This window comes from Lacticaseibacillus zhaodongensis (assembly GCF_009687905.1).
Taxonomy (GTDB): Bacteria; Bacillota; Bacilli; order Lactobacillales; family Lactobacillaceae; genus Lacticaseibacillus; species Lacticaseibacillus zhaodongensis.
On the sequence record NZ_BLBG01000010.1, the window covers coordinates 1 to 23,387 of the forward strand.

23 protein-coding genes are annotated in these 23,387 nt (G+C 53.0%); 12 read left to right on the forward strand and 11 right to left on the reverse strand.

Translation table 11 applies throughout. The features are described from left to right. Window positions 1–90 precede the first annotated feature (90 nt). Entirely contained in the window at window positions 91–1,506 is a 1,416-nt protein-coding gene (locus tag GN107_RS07755) for an MFS transporter (protein ID WP_269057690.1), read from the forward strand. A 69-nt stretch (window positions 1,507–1,575) separates the two neighbouring features. On the opposite strand, the gene GN107_RS07760 is transcribed toward GN107_RS07755, so the two are convergent. Both GN107_RS07760 and GN107_RS07765 read right to left on the reverse strand, forming a co-directional pair. Next, window positions 1,576–2,754, reverse strand: a complete 1,179-nt coding sequence (locus GN107_RS07760) for a DUF998 domain-containing protein (protein ID WP_230678587.1) — start codon at window positions 2,752–2,754, stop codon at window positions 1,576–1,578. Window positions 2,755–2,942: 188 nt separating this feature from the next. After that, window positions 2,943–3,236 carry a hypothetical protein gene (locus tag GN107_RS07765; RefSeq protein WP_155287298.1) on the reverse strand — a complete coding sequence of 98 codons (294 nt, stop codon included), beginning with the start codon at window positions 3,234–3,236 and terminating at the stop codon, window positions 2,943–2,945. A 249-nt stretch (window positions 3,237–3,485) separates the two neighbouring features. Between GN107_RS07765 and GN107_RS07770 the strand changes: the two genes are divergently transcribed. After that, window positions 3,486–5,249 carry an oleate hydratase gene (locus tag GN107_RS07770; protein ID WP_155287297.1) on the forward strand — a complete coding sequence of 588 codons (1,764 nt, stop codon included), beginning with the start codon at window positions 3,486–3,488 and terminating at the stop codon, window positions 5,247–5,249. 17 nt (window positions 5,250–5,266) lie between these two features. Continuing rightward, window positions 5,267–5,458, forward strand: a complete 192-nt coding sequence (locus tag GN107_RS07775; protein WP_155287296.1) for a hypothetical protein — start codon at window positions 5,267–5,269, stop codon at window positions 5,456–5,458. 102 nt (window positions 5,459–5,560) lie between these two features. Here GN107_RS07775 and GN107_RS07780 read toward each other — a convergent pair whose 3' ends face one another. From GN107_RS07780 to GN107_RS11310, 4 genes are all read right to left on the reverse strand, one after another. Further along, window positions 5,561–6,802 (reverse strand): MFS transporter, encoded by a 1,242-nt coding sequence (locus GN107_RS07780; RefSeq protein WP_155287295.1) that lies wholly within the window; start codon window positions 6,800–6,802, stop codon window positions 5,561–5,563. Window positions 6,803–6,982: 180 nt separating this feature from the next. Next, window positions 6,983–7,294: a DUF2316 family protein gene (locus GN107_RS07785; RefSeq protein ID WP_155287294.1), complete on the reverse strand. Its 312-nt coding sequence runs from the start codon at window positions 7,292–7,294 to the stop codon at window positions 6,983–6,985. Window positions 7,295–7,309: 15 nt separating this feature from the next. Further along, window positions 7,310–8,314: an amidohydrolase family protein gene (locus GN107_RS07790; protein ID WP_155287293.1), complete on the reverse strand. Its 1,005-nt coding sequence runs from the start codon at window positions 8,312–8,314 to the stop codon at window positions 7,310–7,312. A 24-nt stretch (window positions 8,315–8,338) separates the two neighbouring features. Further along, window positions 8,339–8,932 (reverse strand): hypothetical protein, encoded by a 594-nt coding sequence (locus tag GN107_RS11310; RefSeq protein WP_196246291.1) that lies wholly within the window; start codon window positions 8,930–8,932, stop codon window positions 8,339–8,341. 215 nt (window positions 8,933–9,147) lie between these two features. Here GN107_RS11310 and GN107_RS07800 point away from each other — a divergent pair, with 215 nt between their 5' ends. After that, window positions 9,148–9,987: a class I SAM-dependent methyltransferase gene (locus tag GN107_RS07800; RefSeq protein ID WP_155287292.1), complete on the forward strand. Its 840-nt coding sequence runs from the start codon at window positions 9,148–9,150 to the stop codon at window positions 9,985–9,987. A gap of 21 nt (window positions 9,988–10,008) precedes the next feature. Beyond that, window positions 10,009–10,455 (forward strand): hypothetical protein, encoded by a 447-nt coding sequence (locus GN107_RS07805; protein WP_155287291.1) that lies wholly within the window; start codon window positions 10,009–10,011, stop codon window positions 10,453–10,455. A 48-nt stretch (window positions 10,456–10,503) separates the two neighbouring features. On the opposite strand, the gene GN107_RS07810 is transcribed toward GN107_RS07805, so the two are convergent. Both GN107_RS07810 and GN107_RS07815 read right to left on the reverse strand, forming a co-directional pair. Continuing rightward, window positions 10,504–11,733 carry an MFS transporter gene (locus GN107_RS07810; RefSeq protein ID WP_155287290.1) on the reverse strand — a complete coding sequence of 410 codons (1,230 nt, stop codon included), beginning with the start codon at window positions 11,731–11,733 and terminating at the stop codon, window positions 10,504–10,506. Between the two features lie 161 nt (window positions 11,734–11,894). Further along, the gene (locus GN107_RS07815) at window positions 11,895–12,590 is read right to left on the reverse strand and encodes a GTP pyrophosphokinase (RefSeq protein WP_155287289.1); all 696 of its coding nucleotides are present in this window, start codon (window positions 12,588–12,590) and stop codon (window positions 11,895–11,897) included. A gap of 359 nt (window positions 12,591–12,949) precedes the next feature. Between GN107_RS07815 and GN107_RS07820 the strand changes: the two genes are divergently transcribed. From GN107_RS07820 to GN107_RS07835, 4 genes are all read left to right on the forward strand, one after another. Then, complete coding sequence (locus GN107_RS07820; RefSeq protein WP_155287288.1) at window positions 12,950–13,171, forward strand: P8 family protein; 222 nt, start codon at window positions 12,950–12,952, stop codon at window positions 13,169–13,171. 309 nt (window positions 13,172–13,480) lie between these two features. After that, window positions 13,481–13,891 carry a peptide deformylase gene (locus GN107_RS07825; protein ID WP_155287287.1) on the forward strand — a complete coding sequence of 137 codons (411 nt, stop codon included), beginning with the start codon at window positions 13,481–13,483 and terminating at the stop codon, window positions 13,889–13,891. A gap of 173 nt (window positions 13,892–14,064) precedes the next feature. After that, window positions 14,065–15,144 (forward strand): RNA polymerase factor sigma-54, encoded by a 1,080-nt coding sequence (locus GN107_RS07830; protein ID WP_155287286.1) that lies wholly within the window; start codon window positions 14,065–14,067, stop codon window positions 15,142–15,144. 291 nt (window positions 15,145–15,435) lie between these two features. Then, window positions 15,436–16,602 (forward strand): GGDEF domain-containing protein, encoded by a 1,167-nt coding sequence (locus tag GN107_RS07835; protein WP_155287285.1) that lies wholly within the window; start codon window positions 15,436–15,438, stop codon window positions 16,600–16,602. 55 nt (window positions 16,603–16,657) lie between these two features. On the opposite strand, the gene GN107_RS07840 is transcribed toward GN107_RS07835, so the two are convergent. Beyond that, on the reverse strand, window positions 16,658–17,539 hold the full coding sequence (locus GN107_RS07840) for a diacylglycerol/lipid kinase family protein (protein WP_155287284.1): 882 nt from the start codon (window positions 17,537–17,539) through the stop codon (window positions 16,658–16,660). A 406-nt stretch (window positions 17,540–17,945) separates the two neighbouring features. Between GN107_RS07840 and GN107_RS07845 the strand changes: the two genes are divergently transcribed. Continuing rightward, complete coding sequence (locus GN107_RS07845; RefSeq protein ID WP_155287283.1) at window positions 17,946–18,410, forward strand: MarR family winged helix-turn-helix transcriptional regulator; 465 nt, start codon at window positions 17,946–17,948, stop codon at window positions 18,408–18,410. 407 nt (window positions 18,411–18,817) lie between these two features. Beyond that, window positions 18,818–19,432, forward strand: coding sequence for a LysE/ArgO family amino acid transporter (locus GN107_RS07850; RefSeq protein WP_155287282.1), 615 nt, complete (start codon window positions 18,818–18,820; stop codon window positions 19,430–19,432). Window positions 19,433–19,493: 61 nt separating this feature from the next. Here GN107_RS07850 and map read toward each other — a convergent pair whose 3' ends face one another. Both map and GN107_RS07860 read right to left on the reverse strand, forming a co-directional pair. Then, the gene (gene map, locus GN107_RS07855) at window positions 19,494–20,315 is read right to left on the reverse strand and encodes a type I methionyl aminopeptidase (protein ID WP_155287281.1); all 822 of its coding nucleotides are present in this window, start codon (window positions 20,313–20,315) and stop codon (window positions 19,494–19,496) included. A gap of 42 nt (window positions 20,316–20,357) precedes the next feature. Continuing rightward, window positions 20,358–20,864: a MarR family winged helix-turn-helix transcriptional regulator gene (locus GN107_RS07860; protein ID WP_155287280.1), complete on the reverse strand. Its 507-nt coding sequence runs from the start codon at window positions 20,862–20,864 to the stop codon at window positions 20,358–20,360. Window positions 20,865–21,001: 137 nt separating this feature from the next. Between GN107_RS07860 and GN107_RS07865 the strand changes: the two genes are divergently transcribed. Continuing rightward, complete coding sequence (locus tag GN107_RS07865; RefSeq protein ID WP_155287279.1) at window positions 21,002–23,335, forward strand: ABC transporter ATP-binding protein/permease; 2,334 nt, start codon at window positions 21,002–21,004, stop codon at window positions 23,333–23,335. Window positions 23,336–23,387 lie beyond the last annotated feature (52 nt).

Sequence of the window (23,387 nt, forward strand, 5' to 3'; positions counted from 1 at the left end):
ACCGCCTAAAAATAACAAAAAGACCTCCTATCATGGAGATCTTCCCGAATGATATATTTATTCTTCAACACCAGTTGACACAGACCCGGAATTGATAGTACCATCGTGAACACCGCCATGCCAGCCATTACCGCCGACCTGCACGGCATCGAACTGATCGGCTGGATCGTCGCCATTTTCCTGCTGGGCACCGCCGTCAGCACACCGCTCTGGAGCAAACTGGGTGAGCGTGCCGGTAATAAGTTTGCCTACCAGCTTGCCGCAATTTTCTTCGTTCTGGGGTCCTTCCTGCAGGGGATGGCGCCAAACATGGTGTTCCTGATTATTGCCCGGGCAATCGCCGGGATCGGTAACGGGGGGATGGTGTCACTGCCCTACATTATCTACGCGCAGCTCTACCGCAACCCCCGCAAGCGGATGCGGACGCTGGGCTTTGCTTCAGCCAGCTACGCCACCGCGACGATCATTGGGCCGCTGTTCGGGGGCTACATTGTGGACACCTTCAGCTGGCACTGGATTTTCTACATTAACGTGCCGATTGGTTTGCTGTCTGCGGTCCTCGTGCAGATTTTCTTCAAAAAGCCGCGGCTCGTCAAACGGCAGGCGCCGGTCGATTACCTTGGGGCAAGCTTGCTGGCAGTGGGGCTTATTCTCCTGCTTAGTGGGACAGAGCTGATTGGTAACGGCAGCGGTTGGTTGATTGCCGCGTTGATGCTTGCTGGGGTCGTGGTATTAGGTATCATGATGCGCTTCGAGAAATCCGCCAGTGACCCGATTATTCCGACCCGTTTATTCAAAAACACCAATTTGCTGGTCGATTTTGCCCTCTTCGCCATCATCTGGGGTGCCTTTATTGGGTTCGTTGTCTACGCGCCAATGTGGGCTCAAGGCCTGCTCGGGACCACTGCGCTGATTGGGGGTGCGACCCAGATTCCGGGCTCCGTGACGAACTTTGTCGGCTCGGGCCTCGTTGCGCCACTGCGCCGGGTATTGACACCACAAAAGGTGATTGCACTCGGAACTTGGACGCTCATTGTGACCTTTGTGATCATGGTGCTGCTCGGGGTCCACGGCGCTTACTGGCTGATTCTGATTGCCGCCGCGTTTGAGGGCTTCGGGAACGGGATGTGCTTCAACGAACTGCAGGTCAAGGTGCAAGAGGACGCGGAGCTGGAAGACTTGCCGGTCGCGACCTCCTTCAGCTTCTTGATCCGCATGCTGAGCCAGACCTTCACGACGGCTATCTTCAGTGTGATCATGAATCATTCGCTGCGGGCCGGCGTTCTACACAGCCACGGCCACATCAGCATGGGCATGCTCAACAAGTTGAGTGATTCGGGCACTGTCGGCAGCTTACCGCAGCACCTGTTGCCGGCAATGCGGGTAATTTTGCACCACGGACTGCACAACATTATGTTCATGGGGCTAATTTTGCTGCTGGTTGCGGCGGCGCTGAACCTCTGGGCGCTGCGGAAAGAGCGGCAAGCAAAAGTGGCCGCGAACTAGGCAAAATATCCTTACATCAAAAATGGTCTTGGCAATGCGGATTTGCTCCGCATTGCCAAGACCATTTTGCTATTTTTGTTGGTGAATCGTGACTGGCCAGGCCGCCGTACCCTTCAACATCAGGGCTTGCAGGCGGGTGAACAGAAGCAAGAGCCAGCCGAACGCGAGTACGAAGGCCTGAATTTCAAAGGAGGTCAGGGATGGGTAACGGAACCAGCGGAAACCGAAGTTCATGATTACAAGAATGGCAGCGATGATGTAAGATACGGCCAAAAACTCGGGGGTAACGTCTGGCAGCAACCATTTAATGCCCACAATCAGGGCGGCCAATAACAGCACTAGCATGCCCGCGGCCTGGTCGTGCAGGAAGTGTGACGCCGCGTTGTTAGGGAAAATACCGACTAGGCCGACATCAATGGCAACTAACGACAGCAAGATGCGAATGATCCATAGACGCCAGTTGCGGGGGTAACGCTCACTTAGGGCCACGAATAGGTAATCTATTAGGGCAATCATGAGTAGTGCCGTAACGATGAGGGTCATGTTGAACTGCCAAGCGTTACTGGCCATGTTGGTGCCTAGAAAACTGAGATTGTGTTGCCACCAGCGCCGGTTACCGTTGGAGGCCATGGCGATGATTGCCCCGGTGACGGTGACCGCTCCGAGCAGGTAGCTGAGCGTGGTGCTGTTGATGGTGATGGCGGCAGCGGTCATGAGCGCGTTAGCGATGAAAGTCAGGGTGAGGAAAATCAGGCTGGCCGTTAAAAAGTCAAAGGCAATGCCAGGAAACAGGGTCCCGAGCAGCCAGAACAAGCCTAACAGAGCGAGACCAAGCATCAGCGCAAAGGAAAACAAAATCACCGGAAAATTACGCCAGTAGATCCGTGGTGAGAAGCGCTCGGTATCTTCATTGCGACTCTTGATGAAGAAGCCCGCGAACAGGAGGGTACCAGAGACAACCCCGAAGCCGATCACAAAACTAGCAATCGATACGCTGCCAGTAAGGGGAATCGAGCGCAAGCGGATGTAATACCAGTAGATGACAGCAGCTAATGACTCCAGCAGTGCCGCACCCAGGGCCCAGACGAGGAATAAGCGCCGACTGCTCAAGCGCTCCGCCGGCCGGGGCTGGATGATCAGTTTGTCATTTTTGACAACCATTTGCATATCAGTTTTGTCATCGATGCCCAGCTGGGTGCAGACCTCTTCCGGTAGCTCAATGTGCATTGTCTTTGTTTCCTTAGCCACGGTGAACCTCCTTAGATAGTTATCTAATTACACTATAACGCTTGGCGGGAGGCGGGTCACGATAAATGGCCGTGGAATTTTATATCTGAAAAAGATAACGTGTGGTTTATTTGCTGCAACAAATAGCGATAGAAACGGTAAAAATCGTTTTAATCGCCATTAAAAATTGATTTGTCGGTAACTGGGTCTTATTCCAAACTTGTTTTGCTCTCGTGCCATAGTTCATATGGCGTGTAGACATCATTTCCGTTCAGAACCACTGTGCCGTCAGCATTGATTGGAGCTTGGCTGCCGAGCCAGATGTCTGTCCCGGTGGTCATTAGTAGCTTATGGTGGCCCTTACCGGTTTTGCCTTGAAAGGACTTAACAAGATCGCGGGCATAGTGCGACTTCAGGTATCTGACCGCACCATTGTCGAATGTTAATTGCAGAATGTTAGCAGCATTTTCAACCTTGGTGACATGTGGCAGAACATTATCCATAATTTCTCCTCCAGATTTTGTGAATACGTATTCAAAACAACGACCAAGTACATTCTATTCCTGAACCAACTATGTTTACAGCCAAATGTTCACTAACACAACTATTATTCAAGACAATTATATTGATGTGTCGATAAGTACCTCCTTTTTGGGCAAACGCGTCATTTTGCCCATTGTTTATCTCTGTAAACGCTTTTACGCTTAAGGCGATAGTTCACTAGAGCTAGTAATGCAAGGAGGTCATCGTGTATGTACTATTCAAATGGGAATTATGAGGCGTTTGCGAAGCCGCAAAAGCCGGCTGGTGTTGAACACAAGTCAGCTTATCTGGTTGGTTCCGGACTGGCGAGTCTGGCCGCGGCCGTATTCTTGATTCGGGACGGACAGATGCCCGGTAAAAACATCCACGTGCTCGAGGAGCTCAGTCTCCCCGGCGGCAGTATGGACGGGATTCTCAATGAGCGTGGCTACATCATTCGGGGCGGCCGCGAGATGGAGCCGCATTTTGAAACCTTGTGGGACTTGTTCCGGTCGATCCCGACGCTTGAAGATCCCAAGGTATCCGTGCTGGATGAGTTCTACTGGCTGAACAAGAAGGATCCTAGCAAGTCGGCGGCCCGGGTAATTGAAAACCGCGGCCACCGTTTGGCCAACGACGGCAAACTGACCTTGTCTAAGAAGGCCATCAACGAGATTATCAAATTGGCCCTGACGCCTGAGTCCCAGCTGAACAACGTCAAAATCAATGACGTCTTTGATGCCGAGTTCTTCCAGTCCAACTTCTGGTTGTACTGGTCCACCATGTTTGCCTTTGAACCATGGGCCAGCGCGATGGAAATGCGGCGTTACCTGCTCCGCTTCGTCCACCACGTTGCCACGCTGCAAGACATGAGCGCGCTGAAGTTCACCAAGTTTAACCAGTACGAATCCCTGGTCAAGCCAATGGTGAAGTACCTCAAGGATCGCGGCGTCAGCTTCCAGTTCGACACCAAGGTCAACAACATCAAGCTTAGCCATGACGATGGTTTGGTCGCCAAGGAGCTTGAATTAACTGTTGCTGGTAAGGAGCAGACCGTGCCCCTCACCACGGATGACCTGGTCTTCGTCACCAACGGTTCAATTACCGAGAGCACGCAGTATGGTGACAACGACCACCCAGCACCACAGAAGCACGAAGTCGGTAGTGCCTGGACGCTCTGGGAGAACCTGGCGGCACAAGAGCCTAGTCTCGGCCACCCAAGTAAGTTCTACAAGAATATTCCGGCGGCTAACTGGGTAATTTCCGCGACCGTGACGCTGAAGGATGACCGGGCTCTGCCATACATCCAGAAAATCACGGGCAAAGATCCGCACAGTGGCTCCATCGTCACCAGTGGTCCGTTGACCATTCGCGATTCCAACTGGCTCCTCGGTATCTCCATCAGCCGGCAACCACACTTCCAGCAGCAAAAGTCTAATGAAACCATCGTTTGGCTCTACGGACTGTTCTCCGACCAACCAGGCAACTACATTCACAAGAAGATCACTGAATGCACGGGTAAGGAAATTTGTGCCGAGTTCCTCTACCACATTGGGGTTCCCGAAGACCAGATTGATGCCATTGCCGCGGATGCGAACACAATTCCGCAGTACATGCCGTACATCACCAGTTACTTCCAGCCGCGCAGTGCCGGCGACCGGCCACTAGTTGTGCCGACCGGCTCCAAGAACCTGGCCTTCATCGGTAATTTTGCAGAGACTAAGCGCGACACGGTCTTCACCACTGAGTATTCAGTCCGGACCGCGATGGAGGCTGTTTACCAGCTGCTAGATGTTGACCGCGGGGTGCCAGAAGTCTTTGACTCCTCCTTCGATGTCCGCACCCTGATGAGCGCACTTTACTACCTGAATGACAAGAAATCACTGGCAGAGTTGCCACTCAATTCTGCAGAACGGCTGGGACTAGACGCCGTTTTGAAGAAGATCAAGGGCACCTATGTTGAAGAACTTTTGCACGACGCAAAATTAGTTTAATCGAGGAGGCAAACGTGATGGAACACAAAGGATTGTTATTGTTACCAGTTGTATTTGCGGTGGGGGCATACCTTGGTCACAAGTATGGTGATCAGGTGGAGCGCGCCTGCTGCAAGCCAGCCGCGACTGCCAAGACCGATGAAGCGGCGCAGCTTGCCAATCAGCCGGTCTATCTCCGGGAGACGCGGACAAACGGCGAAGGCTTGTAAGCAAATAATTCGTTGGAATCGTTAACGCAAAAGGGCGTTCAGACTGCACACAGAGTGCGGCCTGAACGCCTTTTTGTTATCGCCATTTCCCGGGCAATAATGTCATTCTTCAACGCGCTTCGGCCCCAGCCACTGCCCAACCAACTGGCGGTTCTTGAACAGTACGGGCACCAGTAGCAGTAGCGCCAAAATTCCGCAGGACGGGAAACCCCACAGTCCGGTTGCAATGTCCATGATGGCCCCAACGTAGAGGCTGCCAATTGGCGTGGTGCCTTGATTCAGCAGGACGTAGACGCTCATGACCCGGCCGCGCAACTCGCTGGGGATGTCGTACTGGAAGGATGAGTTGGACTGGTTCAGGAAGATCATGTTGCAAAAACCAATGGCGACCATCATCGCGATAGCAAGGTCATAGCTGCGGACGAAAATCATTGCCGCTTGCAGGGCGGCCGTGCCGACCGCCACCATCAGGTAGATGTTGCGTTGCAGGCCGAAGCGAGATAGGTAGCTCATTAGGAAGGCGGCGATGAGGGAGCCGATTCCGGTTGCAGAGAGCAGGTTGGCGTAGGTTTGGGCGCCGGAGTGGAGGACCGTTTTGGCGAAGATGGGGATGATAACGTTGTTGTTGAAGTTCAGGGTGGTGATGATCAGCATTAATTCCGCACTGAGCCGAATCTCCGCATTTTGCCAGACGTAGCGAATGCCGTCCTTGATGTCGCTCCAAACCCGCTGCGTGGAGGGGTGCGCGACCACGTGCTTTTGTTGGATCAGGAACAGGCCCAGCAGAACGGCCAGGTAGCTCACGGCGTCAACTAGGAAGCAGAAACCGACGCTGAACTTGACCATCAGCAGGCCAGCCAATGATGGCCCCGCGATTTTGGCGAGGTTGAAAATGGTCGAGTTCAGGGCGATGCCGTTCATCAGGTTCTTGTGGCCGACGAGCTCGACCACGAATGATTGCCGGGTCGGCGTGTCGAAGCTTTGCAGGACTCCGTAGCTGAGCGCGATGAGGAGGATTTGCCAGTACTGCACGATTTTGGCGTACACCAGGATGGTCATGATGACCCCCAAAACTAGGAAGCCGGCCTGGGTGATGATCAAAATGGTGCGCTTGGGATAGCGGTCAATCAAGGAGCCCGCGACCAGCGTCAGCAGCAAAATCGGCAGAAACTGCGCCGCTGACAGCACGCCCACGAGCAGGGCGGACTTGGTCATCTGGTAGACGAGCCAAGTCTGGGCGGTGCGCTGGACCCAGGTGCCCATGACGGAGACACACTGGCCGATCCAGAAGTAGCGGAAATTACGTGATTTTAGTGAAGCAAACATCGTGTTCAGTACTTGCATGGGGCGCGCCTTCCTTGTCAATGCGGTTACAACTTACTTTAGGTCAATACAATTTGGTATTCAATAGACGTAATTTAGCGCGTGTCGGGACGTTGGGGGTGCAGAGGCTGGTAATCAAAAAGCTCCGCCCCCACATCCTGCTGGATGCACGGGCGGAGCTGGGTTTTAAATCAGACCGTTTTAGTAGTCGCCTGCCGACATCTGGCGATTATCGATCAGGTCACTGTTTAAGAACCAGTGGCGGTGCCAATCGCCGGATAGGGCGGTGAAGGGAACGGGGTCCTGGCCGTTTGCGGCGACCTTTTCCAGCAGGTAGTTGCGCAGGATCCACGGGTCATTCAGGCTCTGCTGATCCAGGCTGAACAAGCGGTCCAATTTAGCCATGCTAATGTGGAGGTCACTTGCGACCTGTTCTTTGCTGAGACCGGTCCGCTCAAAATTGGCTTGCAATTCGTTGCGGGTATTTTGCATTTGTTGTGGGTTTAAACTCATTTGATCATTACTCCTTTACTTAAGGTTGAACAATTTCTCGGCGTTACCGTGGGCAATCAGCTCGCGCTGCTCGTTCGTGATTTTGACGTCACTGAGGAAACTACCAGAGTTTGCTGGGTGCTTGTACGGGTAGTCAATTGAGTAGAGCACGCGCTCGGCGCCGACTTCACTAAGCATGAACTGCAGCTGCGGCTCGGTCAGGATGCCACTCGGGGTGACGTAAACGTTGTGCTTGTAGTAGTAGGAGATCGGGTGCTGCAAGCCCGCGTACTTGGTCAGTTCGTCATCGAGGCGTTCCAGATAGAATGGGACCAGCTCGCCCCAGTGTCCGGAAATCAGCTGCAGGTTCGGCAGCTTGTCGAAGATGCCGGAGACGACCATGCGCAGGAACTGAACGCCGACATCCATGTGCCAGCCATAACCGGCGGAGCCGAGAATACCACTAACAACGTCGTTCCACTCACCCTTGTTGAAGTAGTGGTCGCTAATCGTTGCGGGGATGAATGATGGGTGGAAGTAGATCGGCACGTTCAGGTCGCTAGCCATTTTGAAAATGGGGAAGAAGAACGGGTCGTCGAAGAACTTGCCACCATAGTTACCCTTGAGCATCGCGCCACTGAGGTGCAGCTCGGTAACCACACGTTTCAATTCTTGAGCGGCAGCGTCTGGGTCACCGACTGGCAAAACTGCCAAGCCGGCGTACCGCCCAGGGTGTTTAGCCATGCGGGCGGCGATGTCGTCGTTAGCTAGTTTGCACAGGTCAACCGCGACTTTAGGATCCATGTTTTGCGGCTGGGAATTCCCGTAGGATAGGACCTGCATGTCGATGCCGTTATCATCCATGAACTTGATGCGCTGGTCATCGGTGTCCTGCATGATCTCTGGTGTTGGCAGGGTGTCGTGCATGTACTTTTTCATCTCATCGCTAACGTTCGGGACGAAGGGGTGCCCAACGGCTTTCAGCATTGCGGCATTAACCTTGGCGGATTCAAAATGCTCTTCAACTGCGATAGTTTTCATGGTAGTTGCTCCTTTCAAAGCGGCCTATTTAGCTTCGTTCAGCCAGGCTTCTGCTTCGGCGTAGACGCGCTTGATGTCGTCGGGCCGGTCGGTGCCGAGCAGGTCGTCACTGATCTGACCACCAGCCTTACACCGGGTGTAGCTGAGCCAGCGGTATGATGGCCGCAGACCCTTGAGATCCTCATCCTTGACGTGCAGGTCGGCACTCGGATTGACTGGGTGCAGCTCATCGTTCTCGTTGATGGAAATCATGCTGGCAATACGCCAAACGCCATCGCCGCGGTCTTCAACGCGGTAAATCAGGCGGCGGAAGGAAATGATTTCGGCCGTCACGCCGTTAACATCAAAGTACATCCGGGTCGTTGTTGGCAGCTCCACGTATGCCCGCTTGCCGTTTTGGTGAATAACGGGGGTGCTGGTGGAGCCCACGATTGCGGTGTCCTGCTTCACTTCGGTTGGCTGCGCGCCGAGGAAAGTGTCGATACTACCCTTTTGCCAGGATGTGGCAACGGTAGCGTCGGGGAAGTAGCAGTCGCGGATTTCAGGGTTGTGGCGAGCACGGAAGAGCCGCTCGCGGGCAACTAGTTGTTCGATTTCAGCAAAATTATTTTCAGTCATCTTAATATCCTCCAAGTTCAATACTGTTGCAATTACAACTACAGTCTAATCTGTATCGTAAAAGCTGTCAAGTATAACTGTTGCAAAATTAACTTTGTCTTTTAATTTGGACAATCAAGCGGAATTACTGCGTTGGGAACCCGGCTGCGGTAGAATAAGGGACAAGTCAGGCGGTACCTGTGGGGACGGTCAGGGCAGAAAAGAGGTAATCAATCATGCTTCAACAAGATGCAATTATCGCGGCAATGGGCATTTCCGCGGCCGACCCGATTCAGTCGGTGCAGACCGCATACCGGTTGCAGTTGATTAAGAACTGGAATTTGCAGCCGGGGATGAAGATCATGGAACTTGGCTGCGGGCAGGGCGATATGACCGCAGTATTAGCCGCAGCGGTCGGCAGTAGTGGTTTGGTGCAAGCCTACGACATCGCTCCTGAAGATTACGGGGCACCCGTAACAATCGGGGCGGCACAAGAACGGTTGCAGCAGTCGGTCTTGGGCAAGCAGACCAAGGTAGCGCTGCACACGGACGTGCGGACGGCGAGTCTGGATTTTCCCCCGCAGTTCTTTGACGCTCTAGTTATTACCCACGCCAGCTGGTACTTCAACTCACTAGATGAGCTACAGCAGACCCTGCAGGCCGTGCTGCCGTTTGTTAAGCGGGTTTACTTCACCGAGTGGGACCTGCATGTCCGCGAACTGACGCAGCTGGGCCACCAACTTGCGGCGCTCATTGAGTTCGAGTACGCCGGGATTCACGGTAATCCGGAGGCCAACGTCCGCACCCTCGTCACCGCCAGCAATGCGGGTCAGTTGCTTGCCGAGCTGGGCTTTACCCAGCAGCAGTGCAGCATCCAGCCAGCAGCCAAAATGCAGGACGGCCACTGGGAAATCGATTATGTTTGCAACGATTTAGCCAAAACGGTTGCTAGTGATTCGCACCTGACGGCCAGCGCGCGCGAGTACCTGCAGGCGGAGATTGAGTTGCTTCGGGATTATCAAGGTCGTCAGGAGCAAAGCCTCGATTCGTTTACCATCACTGCAGCTAGGAACTGACAGATGCCGAGGAGGCAAATAATGATTAGCAAAGAAGACCAACAGTTACTCGCAGATACTGAGGATGCACTGCGCGCGGATGGTGTGCTCGCGGATTTTGAACGCGAGAACGGACCGATTCACGCCCACATGGTGATCAACACGGCGACCGTTCCGGATGACGTAACCGCTGAGGTTGAACACGTCGATGGTGCGGTGGCGTTTGAAGCGACCATGGATTTTCTCGACTGCACGATTGGGGTGGTGCTCGAACCGCACTCCATGCACGTGTGTTCCAGTGTTTGGGCCACACCACAACGGGAGGACGCACCGGCCCCGAGCAGCGAGTGGGTGGACTTCTTCCTGCAGACGCTCAGTGGCAACATTGAGGAGGACGGATCATTCGGTGTCCCGATGTGCGTGTTTATGAGCGACAAGGCCAGCTTCACAACGATTCCAACGGCTGATCCGGACGATTCTGATAAATAGCAAAAAATTCCCGCCAGCATTGATAAACTTGCTGGCGGGAATTTTCGATTAGTAGTTGCTGTCAAAAGTTGCTGGCATGCGAGCCGACTTATTCGTCAGGAAGATGGACAGCAGGCCGAGAATTAACATTGCCGCGGCCATCCCGCCCTGACCGAGGAGCCCCGAGATGGATAGCAAGCTGCCGGCGATGATTGCCGCCATTGGCTTGACCGCGCTCGTTGCGCCAGAATAAGCGCCAATGCGCGCGGGATTCATGATGTTTGCCCGGAGCGTTTGGCTTGCGGGGACCGTAAACATCTCGCCAACAGTTAGCACGACCGCCGTAATGACTAGGGGCCAGAATGATTGCAGGAGGAAGGCGGCGGCGAAGCCAATCGTTTGCAGCCCCATGCCCAAGCTGTATTCCTGGCGTAGATTGAGGTGGCGGCCAATTGCCGTGAAGATGGACATTAAGAGCACGATCATGACGGTGTTGATGATTGCAAACAGAGAGAGCATCCGTTGCCCGTAAACTTCGATGCCGAGCATTTTGATGGTGGCGAATTTTTCTTGCAGGTGGACGGCTAGGTAGTAACTCGGCTGATTGGTGATGATCGATGATGCAACGTAGCCAGAAAGAAAGATGACGAAACGCTGGTCAGTCAGTACGCCAAAGTAGGCGTGGAGGGCACTCCACACTGACCCGGACTTGTCCGCAGCGCGCTTCAAGGTCTCATCCATCCCGAAGTTGATAATCATGAGGTTGATGGCGCCACCACAGACGAGCGCTAGCAGCAGCTGGAAGAGGTAGTCCCGGAAGAACCAGCCACCCAGCGCGGTGCCGATCATGACGCCAATATTGTTGACCCAGTAGAGCAAAGCAAACACGAACTGGCGGTTGCGCGGTGTTGAAACGTCGATCATCATGGCCTGTTGGGCCGGGTCGGCGAGCGCCCCACCCACACCGGCGATGAGAAAAGCGCAAAAGGTGATGGCGGGGGACTTGATTAGTTGGGAGTTCATGAGGGCGGCGAGGGCAAAGCCGCCCGTCAACATGCCGTTACCAAAAATCATTAGTGGTTTGCGGCCGTATGTATCCGCGAGGTGGCCGCCGTAGAGTCCGGCGATGAAACTAAGTATTGAAACGATCACTAGCAGCATCCCGGTGATTCCGGCACCAAAATAACGGGTGTAGTAAATGGTCATGTTGGGGAGCACCGAGCTGGTCAGCAGGGTGGAGATGAAGGTTGTAAGTGTCCGCAGCTTCAAGTTGCGGTCGAGGGCCATGAATTCGTTCATCGGATTTACTTAGGTCCCCCTTTCTATGATTGTCACATAATTATACAGCTATTAAAGAACAGCCGATAGCGTATAGTAAAAAGCCATTTTAGAGCGGAGCTGTGCGGAAATATAAAAACGCCACCGAATCTAAACTAGACTCGGTGGCGTGAATAAGCAATCTACTTACGTGGTTCCTGAAGCTTTTTGAAGATCCGCTGCATGTTACCTTCAATGTTATTGAGCTCGTCGGCGTAACTGTGTAGCTGCTGGCCGTATTTTGCGACCTCATCGGCGGGGACGTCGGTTTTGTAGCGTAACCGGTGTTCCAGGCTGGACCACATGTCCATGCCAACGGTGCGCAGCTGGATTTCGACCGGTGTCGCTACTGGGCCGGTACTGCGGAACACCGGCACGGAGACGACCAGGTGGAGGCTGCGGTAGCCACTCGCCTTGGGGTGCTTGATGTAGTCCTTGGCGCGGATCAGGGTGACATCATTTTGCTTGCTGAGTGCGTCGGCAACAGTGTACACATCGTCGAGGTAGTTGCAGACAACGCGGATGCCGCCGATGTCGAAGATGTGGTCTTTGATGCTGGCAAAAGTCCGCGGGTAACCTTTGCGGTCGAGTTTTTCGATTAGGCTGTGGACATCCTTGAGCCGCTCCTCCATGTGGTGGATCGGGTTGTAGTCGTAATTGAGTGAGTATTCGGCGTCAAGGTTCTCCAGCTTGGTGCCAAATTCGTTGGTGGCTGCACGGCAAAGCTGGTAGTAGTCCATTAACTCCTTGATCTGTGCTACGTCTTTGTTACCCAAAATCACGCTCAGCTCGGTAGTGGTTTGACTAAAATTGTGCAGATTGTTGCGTTCAAGTATCATTTTTTGGCTTTATTCCTCGTTTCCGACATGCTGCGATCATGCGTGGTTAATTGTAATTAAGGATACCGCAACGCCGGATTTTCGTCTGAATTCATGTGCAATTATTAGTAATATATCAACACATTTTTGCGTTAACAGGGCCGTGATTGCGAGCGATACTATCTAATAGTAATCAAGGGCTGTAAATGCATAAATGCTTAAAATGCCGTCAGAACGCGCTATAATCAGCATTTTGGACGGTTATAACGGCTCACAGTTAGCACTTCAGATTAAAAAGTGCTAAAAAAGTGCGCCACTTCTCGTGAATGAGACTACAATGAACTTGTTAAGAAAAGAAAACTATTATGGAGGTACCTATTATGACAGCAGAAGAAGCAGAAAAGACACGCCTGATTGATGAGCCTATGAACAAGGCTTTCGACTGGAGCGATGACGAGACACCAGTTCGTGATGCACTCTGGGACTACTACATGGAAAAGAACTCACACGACACCGACAAGACTGTTGTTGACATGAAGCCAACGCTCGACATGAGTGATGACCAGGTTAAGGACCTCGCAACCAAGCTTCTTAAGAAGTAATCTGATCCATCTAACTTAAAATATAGGCGACTCGCATCCGCAGCGGTAAACTGGGGGTGCGAGTTTTTGTGTATACAGAGCGAAAAAATACAGAGCGGAACGGGGCGGTTTGAAGCTGAGCATTAACGGACTCCAGGCAAAATGCCTGCACTTTGGCATTTGGACTGGAGTGTGTTAAGCGGAAGCTTCAGCCCCGTGGAGCTCGACTCGGCACCATAAGTTCGAAGCTCTGCTCCGCGCAGCTCGCCTCAACACCGTAGCCCATAAGCTTCAGCCCTGTAACCCAGACATCTAACGAAGGAGAACCTCATGATCAAACCAATTAACCGTGACCAAAAAAACTTAGCCATCAAGGCCGTTCCAGCCACCCCAGCGGACGCACAAGTGGTTACCGACCTGCTGGACACCCTCGCCGCCAACAGTGAGCGTTGCGTTGGCATGGCCGCCAACATGATCGGTGTAAACAAGGCGATTATCGTTGTGCAGATGGGCCCGTTTGCGGTGCCAATGCAGAATCCCAAGATTATTGCCAAAAGTAGTTCCTACGAAACGCAGGAAGGTTGCCTGGCCCTCGACGGTGAGCGCAATGCTACGCGTTACCAAAATATCGAAGTGACTTTCCAGGACCGAAATTTTAAGCCCCAGCGACAGGCTTTCAGCGGCTTCATCGCCCAGATCATTCAACACGAAATGGACCACTGCGCCGGGATTATCATCTAGCAGAAGCTTAATTTTGCCCCTGAAAGAGGTGAAGCACGCTCAAAGACATTTTACAAGTCTTGCAAGCGCTTCCGATTTTAACTACACTTGAAACAAGAAAGCATAAACCGCGAGCGGACCGTCCGGCGGCCCGCACCATACCAGCGCAATCCGCGGCGAAGGAGGTAGTTATCATGAGTAAGACCGAGACGCACACAAGCAGTGCCAGCACCACACAGCGCACAGAATTCCACAATTTAAACGCAATTATTCAGGCGCCACCGCTAGCTCTCACTAGAGGGTTGCACGAGCTGGAGTTGGACAATCCCTTCCTGAAGGTCAAGGACCCAGTAATCGTTAGTTCTGGGGCTAGCGACATGAACGAGGATTGGCTCAGCCGCAGTGGGGATGAGCACCAGACGCTCGACGATTACCTGCTCGAGCAGATCAACCTTGAGTTCCGCGACGTCCCGCTACGCAAGGTGCTGATTGACTTGGTCTCCTACCTCGATGAAGATGGCTACCTGCGGACACCGCTGGAAGAATTAGAAGCCAAAATGGATTGCAGCCACGAAATGGCAACGGACGCCCTGGCAATCCTGCAGACGCTTAGTCCGACCGGTGTGGGTGCACGGGATTTACGCGAATGCTTGTTGTTGCAGGCGGACGCGGCTGAGCACACCCCAGCGTTGGTGCACCAGATCATCAGTCGGGGCCTCAAGCTAGTTGCCGATAATGATCTTAAGGGTCTGTGCAGTCAGTTTGATGCGAGTCCAGAGGATGTGGTGGACGCGATTGCCCACATCAAACGCCTGTCACCGGCACCGGGCAGCTACTACTCGCAGCAACGGACCCGCGTGGCGGTGCCAGAACTAGTTGTTGAGCTAGTTGACGGCACGCCTACAGTTAGTCCCAAGAAGGGCAGCCGGGTGCACATCTCCTTCGATGAAGAGTACTATGCCGACATGCTCAAGCACCGTGATGGCAGTCTACGGCGTTTCCTCGCCCAGCAGCGGGCCGATTACGAGTGGCTCGACTACAGCTTGAAGAAACGGTACGAGACACTCCTCACGCTGGGTGAATTCATTGTTCAGCGGCAGCAGTCTTACTTCACCGATGGCATGAAATTACGGCCGTTGCTCGTGCGGGATGCCGTTGCGGCAACGCACCTGACTGCAGGCATCGTGAACCGGATGATTAATGGGCACTACCTGGAATGGCGCGGACAGCCCGTTGAATTGCGGCGCTTCTTCAGTTACCGCAAGCAAAACTAACTTTAATGAAACGATGCATATTAGCATTTAAGGACTCGTGAGGACGCTTGCGAGTCCTTGTTTTTATACATGGGGTCAATTATTTATTGGGACAAGTTACCAATCGCAAAATTTTGTGATGTTAACATACTACTTTTACCTAAGCACCTGTATTAACTAGCTGTTTGAAAGAAGTAATAATGTTTGTAGAAAAACATACCAACCATTTACGTGAATAATGTCGCTTTATTTGTTAATTGCTAGTAGAATTAGTGGTGATATGTGGCCACTTCTTTCATGGGGGGTGATTAGGTGAACGCACAGTTAATGAGCCTTGCTTTCATTAACGCTTTGACCAACAACGTGATTATTGCGCTTGGCGCCATCTCCGTTTTCAATTGGGTCAGTTTGACGGACCGGAATAGTTTTATTGCTAATCACCGTGCTGGTGTGCAAACGCTGATTGGCTTCTTGTACTTGGGCTACCTGTTTATCGAGTCCTTAGTCAACACCTATGTTGATCCCCGAACGACCGGCGTTTACTGGACGGCCCTGAACATGATCGTTATCGCAATGTTCGTTCTCAACCTCATGACTAAATCGTTTAGCCAGGTGATCATGTTTGCGGTACTCATGTGGTTGTACCTGATTTTGTTCGCCCGACCAGTGCGGATGGTTGGCTTGTTCGCCTACGTCTTGTTTGATGCTGAATTGATTTTCATGCAGCATTATCGCCATGGTATTATGGCGCACCGGCGTTTTGCGTATTCGACGATGCTCATCTTCGGTCTGACCTGTATGGTGCTGGTTGCCAGCATGGGCAACGCGGCAATCAACGATGGTTTGTTCTGGCTACGGCAGGTGAGTGCACTGATGATTCTTGGCTTCAGCGCTCTGGAGTATAACCGGGTGTTAACCAAGCGTGAACGGCGCGCCGTGGTGACCGCCGAAGAAGCGACGCATGACGGGATGACGGGCCTACGTAATTTTGCCTTCTTCAATAAGGACCTGAAGCGTGAGTTTGCGACCCACAAAAGTGATGGCCACGCGTATTCGCTTTGCGAGTTCGATATTGACCACTTCAAAGATATTAATGACACTTATGGCCATCCCAAAGGCAATGATGTGCTCCGGCGGGTCGCCTTTCGCCTTGCAGACGAGGCGGTCATGTTGCCATATCCAGCGCGGTCTTACCGCCTGGGCGGGGAAGAGTTCTGCCTAGTAATTGAGGGGCAACTCAATCCGGTCGAGGAGCACATGGTTGCTGACCGCGTGCGGAGCATGATCAGTCAACTCGACCTGAGTGGAGTTGCTTGTGGGCTTAAAATTACCGCATCTGTCGGGATCACGCACGTTGGCGATTCCGACAACAACTACCTGGACGTCTATACTGATGTCGATAAGTGCCTCTACAACTCAAAGCGTGCGGGCCGGAATTCAACTACCGTGCGGGCGTTAATGGACGCGGGCGAGAATTAACAATTAAAAAACTCCTTGGCAATTTAAAATTTGCAAGGGAGTTTTTTGATGCTTTTCAGATACCCAGAACGGTCAAGTAATTAGGCAAAATTGAGACGGTAATCGGCAATGTCGGTCCCGGATCGCCATCAACGCGGGTGTCGATGGTGTTGTTGTCCAGCGCGCGCAGCTTGACGGTCTGGGGCGTCAGGTAGGCAACACCGGTGCTGGTCGTGCCAATGGTCCCGGTCCACACGAAATGTAGGTATGGAAGTATCTGCGCGATTCCGATGTTGTGCAGCGCGCTCAGGTGCAAATGTGCTGGTGCCGCGGTTGTGTACTGTTTGCCGCCAATGTTGGGCGTGGTCGTGATGAGGGCCATCCAGGTGCGCATTGCACCAGGCTTTTCACCATCAATTTGGTATTCGATGTTGTAAGAGCGGTGCCGCCCGATTCGCCGCAGGGCCGTGCCAATGTAGGCCAATTTGCCGAAACGCTGCTTGTCCTGTTGGCGCACGTCGTTAGCGATATCAGCCAGACGGCCAAAAGTAAGGGAGCTGACGACTGCTTGGCGGTCATCAATAGCCGCGATGTCGACCGTGTCGCGCTTGCCATTCAGCATTAGTTCTGTGGCGGCGTTGACGTCCAGCGGGATCTGCAGGTGACTGGCAAAATTATTGATGGTTCCGCTGGGAATGATACCGAGGGGGATGGGGCAGTGCTCACTGATCATCGCGGAAACGGCGGTGTTCAGCGTTCCATCACCGCCCAAGACTACCAGCGCGTCAATTCTGTGGACGGCGCGCGCGAGTAGTGCACTAGCGGCAGCCTTGGTGGGTGCATTCAGCATTTGGCCCCGAATACCGTTTTGCTCCAAACCGCGCTTAACCACCGCGGCGTTGGCTGGGCCGGCACCATTACCGGCAGTTGGGTTGTAGAAGATTCCGTAGGTTTGCATGACTGACCCCCTCCGTCCAATTGTAATGGCTGATTGCCTAATCCAACAAGGCCCAGAAGTCTAAATGTGTGGTTTGCGGAGGTCTTAATAATCATTTATGTGGGCAGGACAGATGGGTGTTCAATGCGGTTTTTGCAGTGAGACCAAACAAGCGACCAGATAAACAAGATTGGTATGCCTGCATAAATCAGTTTGAATGATTGATGAAACAAAAGTTTTGGCAGAATTATGGGCAAGTGGTTCGGGCACTAACACTTAGGTCAAACAAATTAAGTTGATTAGGGTCAAAAAGTTTAGGTTCGCCGAATTTACCGTTATAATGTTCTTGTAGGTAAAGCTACATTTCAATGAAGGAGGGTCGCAAATAGGAAACGGACACTGAATAGAGTTTGGAGATGTGAAAAGTATGGATTTTGAAGAAAGCGCAACGAGTCTCAGCGCAATCGATGAGGAAATCGTTACTAATTATGCGCAGTTGAACTGGTACATCACGGACCTCAGGCGCAGGCTGGAGGCAGATGCGCTAGCGGGGACAACGCGGGGGCAGGGTAAGGTACTCGGCGTACTGCAACAGCACCCGCACATCAGTCAAAAGGAATTGGCGCGGATTTTGGATATTCGGGCGGCGTCAGTTTCAGAACTCATCAATAAGCTTAGCACCAAGGGTTTGGTGCGGAGGCAGACCGGTCATTCTGATCACCGGACAACAGTGATCAGCTTAACGCCGGCTGGGCGGGCAACGCTCAAGCATTACCGGCAATTCGGCGCGGCACTACTTGTCGATTTGACAGAGGAAGAACGCAATCAATTGGACCAGATAACACGCAAACTGGTTTCCTCTGTTAAGTCACAATATGCATTAACCGATTAGCAGCAAACGGTGGCGACAGCGCGCGCAGGCGTGACAGCGGCCACCGTGTATAGTAAAATAAGTATCTGTTATCACATCGTTAATGGCGTCCGTGGCACCGGCCACGGCCCGTCAGGCATTCAGGCACCCAATCGTAGGTATGGCTAAGGCCATAAGATGGGGGCAGGGATGCTATTTTTTTAGGATGCGCAGGCTTCTGCCCCGCGGAGCTCAACTCGGCACCGTAATCGAGAAGGCTGCCCCGCGGAGCTAACTCGGCACCGTAATCGAGAAATGCTGCGGGCCGGATCTCAGCTCAGCACCGTCGGCTAGAAAGTTAGCCCCGCGAATTTAAACTCGATTTTGTAGCTTAGAACATACATACTCGAACCGCCAACCATGACGGTCCGCACTCTTGGAGGAAGCTCATGTTAGCAGTATACCTGCGCGGAATGTTAATCAGTATCGCCCTTGTGTCGTCTATCGGCATGCAAAATTTATTTGTGTTCAACAACGCCCTTGATAACCCGTTACGGCGCTCGGTGCTCTACGCACTGTTCATCTGGATTGCAGACACGCTGCTCACGGTGGCCGCATTTTTGGGAATGGGTGCATTGATTAGTGCCAACCATCTGCTGCGCACCGCGGTGATGTTGATTGGTGGCGCCGTCGTTATCTGGATGGGTATCGGAACCATTCGGGGGGCGAATGCCAGCACAATCGGTGGTGGCCACGCCAGTTCCATTCGCCAGGCCTTCGTGGGTGCGTTCATCGTGACTTTTGCCAACCCGCAGGCCATTATTGATACCGGTTTGATGCTGGGCGCGCTGCGCGGCTCACTCGCTAACTGGCAGGTGCTGCCATTTATTCTCGGGGTGATTTCCTCAACCGCACTGTGGTTCTTTGGCATCACGCTACTGCTGGGTCTGCTGCGCAACCGGCTGCCGCGGCGGCTCATGTTGTGGGTGAACATCATCTCCGGGTTGATTGTGAGTGGTTATGGGGTGTCACTGGTCTACCAAGGCGTGATGGCACTGATTTAATTGTTGATACGCAAAATAAAATGCGTCTTCCCACTGCGGGAGGACGCATTTGTTAACTAGCTTATAAGTCCGGGTAATTCAGCTCATCTGGTGTCAGCAGGTACTTTTTGTCGAACTCTGGATCCTGACTGGTCAGGATTTTGGGACCATCATTGGTGATGGCCAGCGTGTGCTCGTACTGGCAGGAGAGGCTGTGATCAGCGCTGACGTAGTATTCCCAGCCGTTCGGCATGTACTTTGTCGCGATTTCCCAGGTGCCTTGGTTGACCATAGGTTCGATGGTGATGACCATGCCAGCCTTTAAACGGAAGCCCTCGTGCGGCGTGCCGTAGTGGTAAATGTCGGGCAATTCGTGGACTGAAGGGCCGATCCCGTGACCGATCAAATCACGGACGACGCCCATGCCGTGCTGGTTCTCGACGTAATCCTGGATGGCAAAGCCGATGTCCCCAACCCGGTTCCCAGGCACTGCCTGTTCGATACCGCGGTACATGGCTTCGTGGGTGATGTGCATCAGGTGGTCAATTTCGTGGTTGCTCTCGCCGATGACATAGCTCCAGGCGGAATCACTCTGGTAACCGTGCCAGTTAACGCACATGTCGACCTTGAGCAAGTCGTGGTTCTTCAGCTTCAGGCCCTTGCGCGGAACCGCGTGGGCAACCTCATCGTTAATGCTGATGCAAGTGGCATAGAGGTAGCCATCAACGCCCTTTTCGGAGGCGGTGGCACCATGGTCGGTGATGTACTTGTCGACCATCTTTTCGATGTCCCAAGTGTCCATCCCTACGTGTAACTTATTCCGCAACATGATGTGGACACCGGCCAAAATCGCGCCGGACTTGGCCATGCCCGCGATTTCGCGCGGCGACTTCAATGTAATCATAAATTAAACACTCTCTTTGCAGTTAATAAGACTAGTATAGCGCTAATTGAGCTGGGTGTTCTCCGCCGTGCTAGTGTCCGTTTTTGTTGGGCGCAGTAGCGCATCGTTTTGCACAAACCCTGCCTTGCCCAGCAGCGTGAGCAGGGACTTGAAGTCTGCGTTTAGCTTGCGCCGTTCCGCACTTGTCAGGACTGCGAACTGTTTGTCGACCTGGCTCTTAAAATACTGCATATGCTTTTCGGCCACGGCGTCACCAGTTGCGGTGCGCTGCACGTTCACGATGCGGCGATTATGCACGTTGTGTTCGCGGTGCACCAACTTGGCCGTTTCTAACTTACTGATTGTCCGGCTTAGCTGGGCGCTGGAGATGCCCACGTCTGCTGCCAAAGCGGACATCTTGATGCCAGGATTCGTGTAGACGGCCATTAGGACTAGCAATTGAATGTGAGTCAGCTTCAGGTGATCGTCACTAGTGTTGCGAAATGCTGTCTGTGCTAAGGTGACGAAAAGTTTACCCAAAAGCTCCGTGTTTTGCTCTTTTTCTTCCATAAATTATTACCCCTACTTATTCTCGCTAATAACATTAGCATAAGCGCAAAATTTTGCAATGGTTAATTGTTGACATTTGCTAAACGTCATGACTATACTGTGGACACAGTTAAAATCGAAAAAAGAAGAGGCAGCCAATGCTTGAACTAAAACACATTAAAAAGTATTACCACGTCGGTGACACGATCACTAAGGCGCAAGACGATGTTTCCGTCGCCTTCCGCAAGCAAGAATTCGTTGCCATTCTTGGGCCCAGTGGTTCCGGGAAGACCACCATGCTGAATATCATCGGTGGCTTGGACCGCTATGACTCCGGGGACCTGCTCATTAAGGGTAAGTCCACGAAGACATTCAAGGACGCCGATTGGGATGCCTACCGGAACAATTCGGTCGGCTTTATTTTCCAGTCCTACAACATCATCACGCACTTATCCATCATGGATAACGTGGAGATGGGGATGACGTTGTCCGGCGTGTCCGCTGCGGAGAAGAAGCAGCGGGCCCAAGACGCGCTGATCCGCGTGGGGCTCAAGGACCACATGCACAAGAAGCCGAGCCAGCTATCTGGTGGGCAAATGCAGCGGGTGGCGATTGCTCGCGCTATCGCCAACGACCCCGAAATTCTGCTGGCCGACGAACCGACTGGGGCACTAGATTCCCAGACCAGTGAGGAAATCATGCAGCTGATCCAGGACCTCTCCAAAGAGCGCCTGGTCATCATGGTCACCCACAACCCGGACCTTGCCCATCAGTATGCGGATCGGATCATCAACTTTGCGGACGGCAAAATCCAAAATGATTCTAACCCCCACGTTGAGGGGACCAAGAAGGAAGACTTCAAGCTCAAGCGCACCAAGATGAGCTACTTCACCGCGCTGCGGCTGTCGTACAACAACATCCGCACCAAGAAGGGCCGGACCTTCCTGACCATGTTCGCTTCTAGTATCGGGATTATTGGGATTGCCATTGTGCTGGCGCTGTCCAACGGGTTCCAGAAGCAGATAGACAAGACCCAATCGGAGACCCTGTCCGCGATGCCAGTCACCATCAGCCAGATTGGCACCGACACTGCCGCTGCGGTGAAGGCCGGGAGCGACAAGGGTCACAGCAAGGGGAACAAGGTGGTTGCGCAGACCAGTATTCAGGACAAGGCGCAACACATTAACAAGCTGGACAACAAGTACCTCAAGTACGTGAATGGTCTCAGCAAGGCCCGCGCTAAGAACATTGCGGTGACTTACGGGACGGGGATGAACCTGATCCGGAAAGTCGACGGCAAGTACAAGCCAGTTAAGTTCAGCACTACCAACCCGGACGCACAGGGCGGGCAGGATACCTCAGCGCTGCGGGTTCAGACCACCGGCGCTGGTGGCAGTGTTTACCCAGTCGACCGCAACGGTAAGCAAAGCTTCTTGAAGAAGAACTACAAGGTTTTGGCCGGGTCTTACCCGACTAAGGCAACGGATATCGTGGTGGTCGTTGACCGTGACAATCACATTAATATCAACGCCCTGAAGAACCTTGGTTTTAACGTCAAGGAAAATCAGAAGTACAACTTCAATAGCTTGGTTGGGACCACGGTTAAACTCGTTACCAATGACAACTACTACCAGCAGTTGCCGACCCGGAATTTTGTTCCAAGCAGTGACTACGCAGCAATGGCGGCCAAAAGCAGTACCAAGACGCTGCGGGTCAGCGCCGTCGTCCGGATCAAATCTAAGAACAGCGATGGCTTGCTGTCCGATGGGATTGCCTACAGCGACCGCCTCACCAAACAGGTGCTGGACGCCAATGACAACTCAGCCATCGTGAAGGCGCAAAAGGCTAGTCCAGCTAATGTTATGACCGGCGAAACAATGGACCCATCCACCCGGTCGACCCTGCTGACGATGCTAGGGGCCAACGAGAATCCAAGTATGATTCAAATCTACCCAACTAACTTCAAGGACAAGGACAAGGTGCTCGACTACCTCGACAAGTTCAACAAGGGCAAGAGCAGCAAGGACAAGGTCATCTACACCGACATGGCGGGCACGGTTTCCAGCCTGACCGGGGGCCTGATGGATGCGATCACCTACGTCCTGATTGCGTTTGCCGCGATCTCGCTGGTTACCAGCATGATCATGATTGCGATCATCACCTACACCTCAGTGCTCGAACGCACCAAGGAAATTGGGGTCCTCAAGGCACTTGGGGCCCGGAAGAAGGACATCACGCGGGTCTTCGATGCCGAGACCGCGATTCTCGGGGTCGGGGCCGGAATCCTGGGCGTCATCATCGCCTGGGCTGCGACCTTCCCAATCAATGTCGTATTGGAGAAGATGACTGATCTATCAGGAGTTGCGGTGCTGAACCCAATGCACGCGGTAGTCTTGGTCATCATTTCCACTGTCCTTACTATCTTGGGTGGTCACATCCCAGCCCGGATGGCCGCGCGGAAGGATGCAGCAATCGCGCTGCGAGCAGAATAAAAACAGAGCGGAGCCAGGCGGTTAGAAGCTGGTTTGGGCTCATTGAAACCTC